The sequence below is a fragment of the Variovorax sp. P1_G12 genome (genome assembly GCF_056405555.1).
The window spans coordinates 149,010-161,267 of sequence record NZ_JBFUBW010000011.1; the positions used below are offsets into that span (position 1 = coordinate 149,010).

Consider the following 12,258-nt stretch of genomic DNA (forward strand, 5'->3'; position numbering starts at 1 on the left):
CGTCAGCGCGACGGCCGATCGAAGGTGGCGTTGCGCAGGAATCCCGAGGGCATCTGCGAAGCTCCTCCTGCCTGTTGGTGCGCTTCGAGCAACTGGTCCAGCCGTGGATCGCGCAGCATGACCTGCGGATTGCCGCTGCCGATCGTGACCCGGGTCGATGCGAAGTTCGGGGCCGCCTGAGTCGGTGCCTCGGCCGTGGCAAACACGGCCGGTGCTGCCTGCTGCAGCGCCAGTTGGGCGCCGGTGGGGCGGGAATCCGCAACGCCGACCCAGTTCCATCCGATCGCCGCAGCCGCCGCCAGCGAGGCCGCGCCGGCCACCAGCTTCCAACGGAACACCGGTTCGTTGGCGGCTTCGACCCGTCGCTGCACCAACCTGGGCTCCGGCGGCACCGGCAGCAGGGCCGGCACCACCGGCTCGGCCGCGAGACGGCTCTGGAAGCGCGACAGGAAAATCGAAGTGTCGCTGCAAGCGGCGTGGCCACCCGAACGCAAGATGTCGCCCACCACGTGATAGGTCTGCCAGGTCGCGCGCAATTCGTCGTCGACGCAGAGTCGGCCGATCACCTGCGCGAACTCGTCGTCGCGCAAGTGGCCATCGGCGAGCGCGGAAACCTGCTCTTGGACTGTGTTTCTTTGGTTCATCTTGTTCACCTGCTTACCAACGCTTGCCCGACTGGTTGTCCAGCAAGGGCTTGACCCGGACCGAAATCGCTTCGCGGGCGCGAAAGATCCGCGACCGCACCGTGCCGATCGGACAGTTCATGACCTCGGCGATCTCTTCGTAACTCATGCCCTCGATTTCGCGCAGCGTCACTGCCTGCCGCAACTCGGCCGGCAACGCTTCCATCGCCGCTTCGACCGCAGCGGCGATTTCGTTGGCCGCCATCACGGATTCGGGGGTCTCGTCGCTGATTGGTTCGTTTCCGGGCCGGTAAGTTTCATCCTCGTCGTCAGAAGACGCTCGGAGGGCGCTTTCGGAGATGGTCGGGTCGCGCTTCATGTCGACCAGCGCCTTCTTGGCGGTGTTGACCGCGATCCGGTAGAGCCAGGTGTAGAACTGTGCCTCGCCGCGGAACTGGTGCAGCGCGCGGTAGGCGCGGATGAAGGTCTCCTGGGCGATGTCCTCGACCAGGTTGACGTCGCGCACCATGCGTCCGATCAGGCGTTCGATCCGTCGCTGGTACTTGATGACCAGCAGCTCGAAGGCCTTCTGGTCGCCCGCCACGGTGCGCTGGACCAGCTGGAAGTCGACCTCGCCCGGCCTGGCAGCGGCGGGCGCGTCGCCCGGACCGGTGTCCGGTGGTTCGGGAGGCAGCGAAGCGGTCATGGCGAAGGATGATGCGCCGAGCCGTCCGGACGAGGGACCGGCTCGGCCGCACCGGCACGCGAATAGAGCGCGCGCCGCAGGTCGGGCCAGCGCTCCGGCATGGCCTGGCGGTCGAGCCAGATCCAGCGCCGAGCCCGGGCAGGCCCGGCGAGGCGCACCAGCAGCAGGGATTGCAGGTCGAGGGCGACGCTGGCGCAGGCCGCCCGTTGCGCAGCGCCGCCCGTGATCGCCCAGGCCTGACCGTCGAACTGGAGTTCCGCCGAAGCAGAAGAACGCAGGACGCCGGTCCAGCCGGCCACCCCGGCAACGACGGCGCTGAAGGCCAGCATCGCCTGCCGCCAGTCGAGCTCGCCGCCCGATCGGACGCAGGCCAGCGTGACACAGCCGACGCCGAGCACCCAGAGCAGCATCAGGAGCCGCTCCGCCTTGCGCGAACGCCCCACCGGATAGTTCACCGACGGGGCGCTGTGCATGGGTAGGGAAGTATCAAACGCGCTTGAACACCAGCGTGCCGTTGGTGCCGCCGAAGCCGAAATTGTTCTTGACCGCGACATCGATCTTCAGATCGCGCGCCTCGTTGGCGCAGTAGTCGAGATCGCACTCCGGATCCTGGTTGAAGATGTTGATCGTCGGCGGGCTCTTCTGGTGATACAGGGCCAGCACGGTGAACACCGACTCGATGCCGCCGGCGCCGCCCAGCAGGTGGCCGGTCATCGACTTGGTCGAGTTCACGACCAGCTTGCGGGCATGCTCGCCGAAGGCGTTCTTGATCGCGTTGGTCTCGTTCAGGTCACCCAGCGGCGTCGAGGTGCCGTGGGCATTGATGTACTGCACCTGGTCGGCATTGACCCCGGCGTTGGCTAGCGCCATCGCCATCGAGCGGCGCGGGCCGTCGACGTTGGGGGCGGTCATGTGGAAAGCATCACCGCTCATGCCGAAGCCGGAGACTTCGGCGTAGATCTTGGCACCGCGAGCCTTGGCGCGCTCGTACTCCTCGAGCACCACGACGCCGGCCCCCTCGCCGAGCACGAAGCCGTCGCGGTCCTTGTCCCAGGGACGCGAGGCGGTCTGAGGATCGTCATTGCGCGTCGACAGCGCACGCGCGGCGGCGAAACCGCCAAGCCCCAGCGGCGACACCGTCGATTCGGCGCCGCCCGCGATCATCACGTCGGCATCGCCATACTCGATCATGCGGGCGGAGGTTCCGATCGCATGCAGGCCGGTGGTGCAGGCCGTGACGACCGCGATGTTCGGGCCCTTGAATCCATACTTGATGGAGACATGGCCCGAAATCATGTTGATGATGGACGCCGGCACGAAGAACGGCGACACGCGGCGCGGGCCGCGGTTCACCAATTCGGCGTGGGTGTCCTCGATCAGCGGCAGGCCGCCGATACCGGAGCCGATGTTGCAGCCGATGCGAACCGCATCTTCTTCGGACAGCGCATCGCCGGTCGGCAGCCCGCTGTCCTGCACCGCCTGGATGGCGGCGGCAAGCCCGAGATGGATGAAGCGATCCATGTGGCGCGCTTCCTTCTCGGGAATGTAGTCCTTGATGTCGAAACCCTTCACTTCGCCTGCAAACTTGCAGGAGAAGGCGCTCACATCGAACCTGGTGATGGTGTCGATGCCCGACTTCCCGGCCAACAGGTTGGCCCAGGATTCGGCAACGGTATTTCCGACAGGAGCGAGGCAACCGAGTCCGGTCACGACGACGCGGCGTTTGGTCATGCCGGCAAACCTTTCTGGGAAGCTGAGACCTCTGGCCGGTGCATGCAGGCGTGGAAGCCGCAGCCCGGAAGGACGGAACTCAGCGTGGCCAATCAGGCCTTTTGATTCTTGGTGGCGTAGTCGACGGCGTTCTGCACAGTCGTGATCTTCTCGGCGTCTTCGTCCGGGATCTCGATGCCGAATTCGTCTTCGAGCGCCATCACGAGTTCGACCGTGTCGAGCGAGTCCGCGCCGAGATCGGCCACGAAAGCCTTTTCGTTGGTGACCTGGGACTCTTCAACGCCGAGTTGTTCGGCAATGATTTTCTTGACACGTGCTTCGATATCGCTCATTTGGTTCCCTCTGAGGGTTGTAGGTAATCGGTTGATTTTAGCCGGCCGCATTGTGGCATTTGCCGCACGGCCGTGGGTGAAAGGTCTTGCGCTCGGGGGGCTACATGTGCATGCCGCCGTTCACGTGCAGTTCCTGCCCCGTGACATAGGCGGCCTGGGGCGACGCCAGGTAGGCGACCGCGTGGGCGATGTCGGCGGGTTTGCCGAGATGGCCGAGGGGAATCTGGCCGAGCAGCGCCTGCTGCTGGGCCTCGGGCAGGCTGGCCGTCATGTCGGTCTCGATGAAACCGGGCGCCACGCAATTGACCGTGATGCTGCGGCTGCCGAGCTCGCGCGCCAGCGCCCGCGTCATGCCGGCCACGCCGGCCTTGGCGGCCGCGTAGTTGGCCTGGCCGGCATTGCCGGAGGCGCCGACCACGCTGGTGATGCTGATGATGCGACCGTATCGTTGCTTCATCATCGGGCGGATCACGGCGCGCGACAGTCGGAAGACCGCCTTCAGGTTGGTGTCGAGCACCGCATCCCAGTCGGCGTCCTTGAGCCGCATCGCGAGCGTGTCGCGGGTGATGCCGGCGTTGTTGACCAGCACGTGGACCGCACCATAGACCTTGACGATCTCGTCGATCAGGGCCTCGACGGCAGCGCCATCGTTGACATCCAGCGCACAGCCTCGGCCATCGTAGGCAGCGAGTGCGGCGGTGATCTTGGCGGCGCCCTCTTCGGTGGTGCCGGTCCCGATGACCTTGAGGCCGCGCTGCGCCAGTTCGAGCGCAATGGCCGCGCCGATGCCTCGGGTCGCGCCGGTGACCAGGGCGACCTGGCCTTCGAATTTGGGAATGCTCATGGACTGAATCTCGAGACGGCGCGCTCAGGCGCCGAGCAGTTGCCGGGTTTCGGCGAGCGTCGCCGGATCATAGATCGAGGCCGCGGCCAGCGTCGGCGCGATGCGCTTGGCCATGCCGGCCAGCACCTTGCCGGGTCCGCACTCGACGATGGCTTCGATGCCGCGGGCCTCGAGGGCCTGCACGGTTTCCACCCAGCGCACCGGCCCCGCGGCCTGGCGCACCAGTGCGGCGCGGATGCGCTCGGCGTCGGTTTCGACCAGGACATCGATATTGTTGAGCACCGGAATCCGGGGCGCGGCGAGGGAAACCGACGCCAGCCGCTCGCGCAGCGCCTCGGCGGCCGGCTTCATCAGGCTCGAATGGAAAGGCGCGGAGACCGGCAGCGGCAGCGCGCGCTTGGCACCGGCGGCCTTGAGGACTTCGCAGGCCTTGTCGACCGCGGCCTTGCTGCCCGCGATCACGGTCTGCATCGGGTCGTTGAAGTTCACCGCTTCCACGATCTCGGCACTGCCGGGGCCGAAAGAAGCCGTGGCCTCGGCGCAGCCGGCCTTCACCTTGGCGGCGTCCATGCCCAGGATGGCCGCCATCGCGCCGACGCCGACCGGCACCGCCTGCTGCATCGCCTGGGCCCGGAAGCGCACCAGCGGCGCGGCCTGCGCCAGCGTCAGGACGCCGGAGGCCACCAGTGCCGAGTACTCGCCCAGCGAATGGCCGGCGACCACCGACGGCTCGGCGCCACCTTCGGCCAGCCAGGCGCGCCAGGCCGCGATCGCCGCGACCAGCATCACGGGCTGCGTATTGGTGGTCAGGGCCAGGGTTTCCTTGGGGCCGTCGTGGATCAGGCGCGCGATGTCTTCATCGAGCGCATCGGAGGCCTCGCGCAGCGTGGCGGTCACGACCGGGTGATCGCCCCAGGCGTCGAGCATGCCGACCGCCTGCGAGCCCTGACCCGGAAAGACGAAAGCGAATGATTTCATGATGAGATGTGTCCGAGGCGCCGCTGCCCGCGTCGGGCAGCACGCTCTATCAATAGTTCAACAGCACCGCGCCCCAGGTGAAGCCGCCGCCGACGCCTTCAAGCATCAGCGTATCGCCCTTCTTCACCTTGCCCGAGCGCACCGCTTCATCCAGTGCCAGGGGTATGGAGGCTGCCGAGGTGTTGCCGTGCTCGTCGACCGTCACGATCAGCTTGTCGCGCGGCAGCTTCAGTTTCTTCGCCGTGCCTTCCATGATCCGGATATTGGCCTGGTGAGGGATCAGCCAGTCGATGTCGGCCTCGGTCTTGCCGGCCTTCGCGAGCGTGGCGCGCGCGGCTTCCTCGAGCACTCGGACCGCCAGCTTGAAGACGGCCTGGCCGTCCATGTGCAGCAGCGGCTTGCCGAGCACCTCGCCGCCCGACACGTGGCCGGGCACGCAGAGGATGCCGACATGCTTGCCGTCGGCATGCAGGTCGCTGGCGAGGATGCCCGGTTCGGCGCTGGCCTCCAGCACCACCGCACCGGCGCCGTCGCCGAACAGCACGCAGGTGGTGCGATCGTCGAAGTCGAGGATGCGCGAGAACACTTCGGCACCGACGATCAATGCGCATTTGGCGCTGCCGGTGCGGATCATGGCGTCGGCCACGGTCAGCGCATAGACAAAGCCGCTGCAGACCGCCTGCACGTCGAACGCCGCGCAACCCGCGATGCCAAGCTTGTGCTGGAGGATCGCCGCCGACGAGGGGAACACCATGTCCGGCGTCGAGGTCGCGACGATGATCAGGTCGATGTCGCTGGCGCTGCGGCCGGCGGCCTCCAGCGCATGCCTGGCCGCCTCCAGGGCGAGGTCGCTGGTCGAGACTTCGGGCGCGGCGAAATGGCGGGCCCGGATGCCGGTGCGTTCGATGATCCACTGGTCGGAGGTCTCGATGCCGCGGGCGGCGAGTTCCTTGGCCAGGTCGTCATTGGTCACTCGGCGAGGCGGCAGGAAGCTGCCGGTACCTGTGATGCGGGAAAAAGGGGTCATCAGACGTGAAGCGCCGGTGCGTCGGCCGGCGCCGCCGGGTCTTGCCGCGCAAGCAGTGGCGCGGCGTGGGCGATGCGGGCCCGCACGCGGTCGAGCAGGTTGTTGCGAGCGGCATCATAAGCGCGATCGAGGGCATGGCCGAAAGCCACGTCGTCGGCCGAGCCATGGCTCTTGAACACCAGGCCGCGCAGGCCCAACAGGGCCGCGCCGTTGTAACGGCGATGGTCCAGGCGACGTTTGAGCGCTTTTAGAACCGGATAGGAAACGATCGCCGCAAATTTACTGAAGATGCCATTCGAATACTCGATGCGCAGGAAGTCAACGATCATCGAGGCCACGCCTTCGGTCGCCTTCAATGTCACGTTGCCGACAAAGCCGTCACAGACGACGATGTCGGTCGTGCCCTTGAAGATGTCGTTGCCTTCGACGTTGCCATAGAAGTTCAAATCTTGCGAATTGGCGGCTTTTCGAAGCAGTTGGCTCGCCTTTTTGATCGTTTCGCTGCCTTTGATGGCCTCTTCGCCCACATTCAGCAGGCCGACGCTGGGCGATTCGTTGCCGGTGAGTGCGGAAACCAGCGCCGATCCCAGCACCGCGAACTGCAGCAGGTCTTCGGYGTCGCAGTCGACATTGGCACCCAGGTCGAGCACCGTGGTGGCGCCACCCTTGCTGTTGGGCAACTGGGGAGCGATGGCGGGCCGATCGATGCCGTCGAGGGTCTTGAGCAGGTAGCGCGCAATCGCCATCAAGGCGCCGGTGTTGCCGGCCGAGATGGCAGCCTGGGCGGCGCCATCCTTGACCTGCTGGATCGCCACCCGCATCGAGGAATCTTTTTTCTTGCGCAGGGCGACCTCGATCGGATCGTCCATGCCCACCACCTCGCTGGCGCCGATGATCGTGGCGCGCGGGTGGGAGAAGCCCGCCAGCGCGGCCGGCGCGCCGACCAGCAGCAGCGACGCCTCGGCGTGACGCTCCAGGAATGCGCGGCAGGCCGCAAGCGTGACGCGCGGCCCATGGTCACCACCCATGCAATCAACGGCGAGCGTGATCACGGACGGCGCAGGAACAAATACTGGAGGCGTGACCATCAAAACAAAGGCCCGACGCTACGCAATAAGTAGCTTCGGGCCTTGGCCTTGGAACGGAAGTCAGGCTTCGGACTTGGTCTTGAGGACTTTGCGGCCACGATAGAAGCCGTTCGGGCTGATGTGGTGACGCAAATGGGTTTCGCCGGTGGTCGGCTCGACCGCGATACCGGGCACGTCGAGGGCGTTGTGCGAACGGTGCATGCCGCGCTTCGACGGCGACTTCTTGTTTTGCTGGACGGCCATGCTGGCTCCTGGAAGTATTGGGTGGGTTGGTGGGCATGCGGGGCGGTTCATGCTCCGGAGAGTTCGGCCAAAAACCGGAACCCTCTTCGAAGACATGCCCAGCGGCGCGCGCGAAGCCCATGATTATAGCCCATGCGCGGCAACTAGGCCAACCACCCCAAGCGGCGAGACGCGGATCAGGGCTTCCCGGGCTTGTCAGGCTTACCGGAACGCAGGGCCCCGAGCACCGCGAACGGGTTGGGGCGAGCCGCTTCGGCGGAATCGAAATCAGGGTCGACCGCCGACATCCGGGTCGGCTTGGGGCACACCTCATGCCGCGGCGTGACCGGAAGCTCCATCAGCAGTTCGTCCTCGATCAACGCATGCAGGTCGAAATCGCGGCTGGCAACCAGCACATCCTCCTCCGCCGCCTCGTCCTCGGCGGCAGCGGCGGCTTCGTCGGCCGCAAAGCGGAACCAGCGGTCGACATCCAGGCCGATGTCGACCGGCGCGAGGCAGCGCTGGCAGATCAGCGGAACGCTCGCCTGCGCCGCCAGGTGCAGCCACGGGACCGGCGCACCGTCGGCGCCGCTGCGGGTCTGGCCGACGGCCTCCCAGCGGACCGTCGCGTCTGCGGACGGGTCGGCCAGTTCGGCGCTCAGGCGCTCGAAACCCGCCAGCGGGTCGTTTCCAGCAAGGGTCGCCGCCGCCTCGGCAAAGCCGTTCACGTCGAGTCGGCGGGGAGCAAATTCTTTGGTCATCCGCGCCAGTCTAAACCGCTCACGCACAATCGGCCCATGCAACGCCAAGTGATTCTTGCCTCGACCTCCCGTTACCGCCGCGAGCTGCTCACGCGCCTGCGCCTGCCCTTCGAAGTCCAGGCGCCGGAAGTGGACGAAACGCCGCTGGCGCTCGAATCGCCGCGCGCCCTGGCCGAACGGCTGGCGCTCGAGAAGGCGAGCGCGGTCGCCCGCCACTTTCCCGAAGCGATCGTGATCGGCTCCGACCAGGTCGCGGATCTGGCCGGCGAAGCGCTGGGAAAGCCCGGCGACCACGCGCGCGCCACGGAGCAGTTGCGGCGGATGCGCGGCCAGACGCTGATCTTCCAGACCGCGGTGGCCGTGGTCTGCCAGGCGACCGGGTTCGCGCAGCGCGACCTGGCGCCGGTGCGGGTGGTGTTCCGCCAGCTGGGCGACGCGGCCATCGAGCAATACCTGCGCGCCGAGCAACCCTATGACTGCGCCGGCAGCGCCAAGAGCGAGGGCCTCGGCATCGCCCTCCTCGAGGCGATCGACAGCGACGATCCGACGGCGCTGGTGGGTCTTCCGCTGATTCGCACCGCCCGCATGCTGCGGGCCGCCGGAGTCGACCTGCTGTGAGCACCCCTCCTTTCGGAAAACTCTATCTGGTACCGGCGCCGCTGGATTTCGGCTGCGAGGAGCAAGCGCCCCTCGACCAGGCACTGCCGCGTGGCACCCTGGCGACCGCCGCCGGCATCACGCACTGGATCTGCGAAAACGCCAAGTCGGCGCGCGCCTACCTCAAGCGCATCGATGCGATCGTGCCGCTCGCGGCCACGCTGCAGGCCCAGCAAATCCAGGAGCTGCCGCGTGAAGTCCACAAGAAGGGCGATCATGCGGGGCAGTTCGACGCACGGCCGCTGCTCGCGCCTGCGCTGGAAGGACACGACGTCGGGCTCCTCAGCGAGGCGGGCATGCCGGCGGTCGCCGATCCCGGGTCCTCGGTCGCCAGGGCCGCGCACGAACTCGGCATCACGGTGATCCCGCTGACCGGGCCGGTGTCGCTGTTGCTCGCCCTGGCGGCCAGCGGGCTTAACGGACAGAACTTCGCCTTCGTCGGCTACCTGCCCCAGGACGCCGACGCCCGCGCGCAGCGCATCCGCGAACTCGAGGCGCTGGCCCTGCGTACCGGCCAGACCCAGCTCTTCATCGAAACGCCCTACCGGAATGCCGCCTTGCTGCAGGCGCTGACGCAAACGCTGCAGCACAACACCCGGCTGGCCGTGGCGCGAGGCCTGACGCTCGCGACCTGCAGCGTGCGCAGCGACACGGTGAAGACCTGGCGCGCCAAGCCGCTTGCGGCCGACCAGCGCGCGCCGGCCGTGTTCGCGATCGGCCGCTGAAGGGCCCCGTCCACCGCATGGACATTTCCGACCGCATGCGCTGGGCCTCGCGCGCCCAGTTCTTTTGTTCGGGCTTCGTGTTCGCGACCTGGGGAGTGCACATCCCGACCGTGAAGGCGCACTACGGTGTCGACGAGGCGGCGCTGGGCCTCGCGATGCTGGCCGCCGGCGCCGGTGCACTGCTGGGGCTCAGCCAGGCCAGCCGGTGGATCGGCCGCCATGGCGCGCGCCGCACCGCCGGTTTCTGCGGCGCCATCTACGCCCTGCTGCTCGCGGGACTGCTGGCCATGCCGGCCTACGCCGCGCTGCTGGGCCTGCTGGCGGCGTTCGGCATCCTGACCAGCATGTTCGACGTCGCGATCAACACCGAGGCGGCGCAGCTCGAGCTTCGCAACGGCAAGCCGCTGATGAGCGGAATGCACGGCATGTTCAGCCTCGGCGGCATGGTCGGCGCCGTGACCGGCGGCGCGGCGCTGGCAGCCGGACTGGATCCGCAGCGGCACCTGATCGGCGTCGCCGCGGCGATGGCGCTGACCATCGCGCTGTCCGCCCGCGGGATGCTGCCCAGGGAAGCGACCGCCTTCGCGACGAGCGCCGGCAACGGCTTCAGGCTGCCGCGCAGCACCCTCGCCATGCTCGGCCTGCTGGCGGCGCTCGGCCTGATCGCGGAAGGTGCGATCTACGACTGGAGCGTGCTCTACCTGCAGCAGGAACTCGGCAGCCCGCAGCAGCAGGCCGCGCTCGCCTACGCGAGCTTTTCGGCGGCGATGGCGCTGGCCCGTTTCGGCGGCGATGCCATGCGGGCCCGCTTCGCGCCGGCGGTGCTGCTGCGCGGCAGCGCGCTGCTGGCCGCGGCATCCATGACGGTGGTGCTCGTGACCGACATGCCGTGGCTCGCATTGATCGGATTCGCTGGCGTCGGCGTCGGATTCGCCAACGTGGTGCCGATCCTCTTCGCGGCCTCGGCGCGGGTCCCGGGCGTGGAGCCGGCCCGCGGCATCGCGGCGGTGTCGGCCGCGGCCTATCTGGGCTTCATGGCTGGCCCGCCGGTGATCGGCTTTCTGGCCCAGGTCAGCTCGCTGACCCACGCGCTCTACCTGGTGGTGGCCTTCGCCGCGGCGCTCGCGGTGTCGGCGCGCTACAGCGATTCCTGAGATCTTGAACTAGTGCAGCGCGGGGGCGGTGCGCAGCGCGCGCACCGAGGCGTCGCCGAGGGCGGCGCCGAACTTCTTGGCCAGCTTCTCGGCCACGTTGTCGCGGCGCGTGTAGTCGATGACTTCCTCGGCCTTGATCACATCGCGGGCGACGAAATCGACGTTGCCGAGCGCGTCGGCCAGGCCCAGCTCGACCGCTTGCTGGCCGCTCCAGAACAGGCCGCTGAAAAGCCCGGGCGTGCTGGTCTTGAGCCGGTCGCCGCGGCCGCTCTTGACCACATCGATGAACTGGGTGTGGATCTGGTCGAGCATCTGCTGCGCGTGCGCCTTCTGGGCATCGTTCATCGGGCTGAACGGGTCCATGAAGCCCTTGTTGTCGCCGGCCGTCAACAGCCGGCGCTCCACGCCCACCTTGTCCATGAGTCCGGTGAAGCCGAAGCCGTCCATCAGCACGCCGATGCTGCCGACGATGCTGGCCTTGTCGACGAAGACCTTGTCGGTCCCGGCGGCAATGTAGTAGGCGGCCGAGGCGCAGGTCTCCTCGACCACCGCGTAGACCGGCTTGTTGTGCTTGGCGCGCAGCCGCTTGATCTCGTCATTGATGATGCCGGCCTGCACCGGGCTGCCGCCGGGCGAGTTGATCAAGAGCACGATGCCCTTGGCGCCGTCGTCCTCGAAGGCGGTCTTCATGGCCGCGACCACAAATTCGGCGCTGGCATCGGCGCCGGCGGCGATCTCGCCCTTGATCTCGATGACGGCCGTGTGCGCCGTGGTCTTGGCGGTCGCGGGGGTGCCACGCGACATCGCGAACCAGGCCAGGAAGATGAAGAAGGCCAGCCAGCTCAGGCGCACGAAGGTCTTCCAGCGGCGCGTGGCCCGCTGCTCGCGCAGCGACGCGAAAGCCAGTTTCTCGAGCGTCGCGCGCTCCCAGCCCGGTTGCTGCGCGGGGTCGTTCTTGGCCATGTTTGTCGTTGGGGTGGGCGCGGGGCGCTCGAAAGGCTCGAAACCCTCGGGTTCCGTGCGGTTGGATTCGGTCATGTCAAAAGGCCAGGGGCTGGAGGTTCCAGGCAGTATGCCAGTGGACCACGCCGTCATGCTCGCTGAGCGCGATCTTCACGAGCCCCCCGCGACAAGGGCCACCGGCGCACTCGCCGGTGTCCGGCCTGTACACCGCGCCGTGGGTCGCGCACAACAACCACTGCCCGCTGTCGTCGAAGAACCGGTCGGGCTGGAAGTCGAGTTCCATCGCGACATGGCTGCAGCGGTTCAGGTAGGCATGCGGCACGCCCTCGAATCGCACCGCGAAGGCCCGGCAAGTCTCGCCGCCGTGGATCACGTCGAAAGGCACGGCCCGGCCGCCCTCGACCAGGTCGGCGGCGTTGCACAGGGGGATGCACTCGCTCATGACGA

At 67.6% G+C, this 12,258-nt stretch carries 16 protein-coding genes; 3 read left to right on the forward strand and 13 right to left on the reverse strand.

From position 1 onward, the window contains the following. Positions 1-2: 2 nt before the first annotated feature. From AC1D2O_RS15015 to AC1D2O_RS15065, 11 genes are all read right to left on the reverse strand, one after another. A complete protein-coding gene (locus AC1D2O_RS15015; RefSeq protein ID WP_478090715.1) occupies positions 3-644 on the reverse strand; it encodes a sigma-E factor negative regulatory protein in 642 nt (213 codons plus the stop codon). A 13-nt stretch (positions 645-657) separates the two neighbouring features. Continuing rightward, positions 658-1,329, reverse strand: a complete 672-nt coding sequence (gene rpoE / locus AC1D2O_RS15020; protein WP_478090716.1) for an RNA polymerase sigma factor RpoE — start codon at positions 1,327-1,329, stop codon at positions 658-660. Further along, complete coding sequence (locus AC1D2O_RS15025; RefSeq protein WP_478090717.1) at positions 1,326-1,802, reverse strand: hypothetical protein; 477 nt, start codon at positions 1,800-1,802, stop codon at positions 1,326-1,328. Before AC1D2O_RS15025 ends, rpoE begins: the two co-directional genes overlap by 4 nt. Before the next feature lie 13 nt (positions 1,803-1,815). After that, positions 1,816-3,060: a beta-ketoacyl-ACP synthase II gene (gene fabF, locus AC1D2O_RS15030; RefSeq protein ID WP_478157314.1), complete on the reverse strand. Its 1,245-nt coding sequence runs from the start codon at positions 3,058-3,060 to the stop codon at positions 1,816-1,818. A 92-nt stretch (positions 3,061-3,152) separates the two neighbouring features. Beyond that, the gene (gene acpP / locus AC1D2O_RS15035; RefSeq protein ID WP_007830471.1) at positions 3,153-3,392 is read right to left on the reverse strand and encodes an acyl carrier protein; all 240 of its coding nucleotides are present in this window, start codon (positions 3,390-3,392) and stop codon (positions 3,153-3,155) included. Between the two features lie 100 nt (positions 3,393-3,492). Continuing rightward, the gene (fabG, locus tag AC1D2O_RS15040; RefSeq protein WP_478157316.1) at positions 3,493-4,236 is read right to left on the reverse strand and encodes a 3-oxoacyl-ACP reductase FabG; all 744 of its coding nucleotides are present in this window, start codon (positions 4,234-4,236) and stop codon (positions 3,493-3,495) included. Positions 4,237-4,260: 24 nt separating this feature from the next. Next, positions 4,261-5,214: an ACP S-malonyltransferase gene (gene fabD, locus AC1D2O_RS15045; RefSeq protein WP_478157317.1), complete on the reverse strand. Its 954-nt coding sequence runs from the start codon at positions 5,212-5,214 to the stop codon at positions 4,261-4,263. Positions 5,215-5,263: 49 nt separating this feature from the next. Then, on the reverse strand, positions 5,264-6,241 hold the full coding sequence (locus tag AC1D2O_RS15050) for a beta-ketoacyl-ACP synthase III (RefSeq protein WP_478093381.1): 978 nt from the start codon (positions 6,239-6,241) through the stop codon (positions 5,264-5,266). Continuing rightward, positions 6,241-7,293 carry a phosphate acyltransferase PlsX gene (gene plsX / locus AC1D2O_RS15055; protein ID WP_478157318.1) on the reverse strand — a complete coding sequence of 351 codons (1,053 nt, stop codon included), beginning with the start codon at positions 7,291-7,293 and terminating at the stop codon, positions 6,241-6,243. The genes AC1D2O_RS15050 and plsX overlap by 1 nt, the downstream gene beginning before the upstream one ends. A gap of 96 nt (positions 7,294-7,389) precedes the next feature. Beyond that, positions 7,390-7,572: a 50S ribosomal protein L32 gene (rpmF, locus tag AC1D2O_RS15060; RefSeq protein ID WP_213959550.1), complete on the reverse strand. Its 183-nt coding sequence runs from the start codon at positions 7,570-7,572 to the stop codon at positions 7,390-7,392. 176 nt (positions 7,573-7,748) lie between these two features. Beyond that, complete coding sequence (locus AC1D2O_RS15065) at positions 7,749-8,312, reverse strand: YceD family protein (RefSeq protein ID WP_478093378.1); 564 nt, start codon at positions 8,310-8,312, stop codon at positions 7,749-7,751. A 36-nt stretch (positions 8,313-8,348) separates the two neighbouring features. Here AC1D2O_RS15065 and AC1D2O_RS15070 point away from each other — a divergent pair, with 36 nt between their 5' ends. From AC1D2O_RS15070 to AC1D2O_RS15080, 3 genes are read left to right on the forward strand one after another with little or no spacing between them, the layout of a single operon-like run. Then, a complete protein-coding gene (locus tag AC1D2O_RS15070) occupies positions 8,349-8,930 on the forward strand; it encodes a Maf family protein (protein ID WP_478093376.1) in 582 nt (193 codons plus the stop codon). Further along, the gene (locus AC1D2O_RS15075; protein ID WP_478093375.1) at positions 8,927-9,694 is read left to right on the forward strand and encodes an SAM-dependent methyltransferase; all 768 of its coding nucleotides are present in this window, start codon (positions 8,927-8,929) and stop codon (positions 9,692-9,694) included. Before AC1D2O_RS15070 ends, AC1D2O_RS15075 begins: the two co-directional genes overlap by 4 nt. A 17-nt stretch (positions 9,695-9,711) precedes the next feature. Next, entirely contained in the window at positions 9,712-10,848 is a 1,137-nt protein-coding gene (locus tag AC1D2O_RS15080) for an MFS transporter (RefSeq protein ID WP_478157320.1), read from the forward strand. 9 nt (positions 10,849-10,857) lie between these two features. On the opposite strand, the gene AC1D2O_RS15085 is transcribed toward AC1D2O_RS15080, so the two are convergent. Both AC1D2O_RS15085 and AC1D2O_RS15090 read right to left on the reverse strand, forming a co-directional pair. Further along, the gene (locus AC1D2O_RS15085; protein WP_478091019.1) at positions 10,858-11,886 is read right to left on the reverse strand and encodes a S49 family peptidase; all 1,029 of its coding nucleotides are present in this window, start codon (positions 11,884-11,886) and stop codon (positions 10,858-10,860) included. Position 11,887: 1 nt separating this feature from the next. Beyond that, positions 11,888-12,253, reverse strand: a complete 366-nt coding sequence (locus AC1D2O_RS15090) for a Rieske (2Fe-2S) protein (protein ID WP_478091018.1) — start codon at positions 12,251-12,253, stop codon at positions 11,888-11,890. Positions 12,254-12,258: the final 5 nt, after the last annotated feature.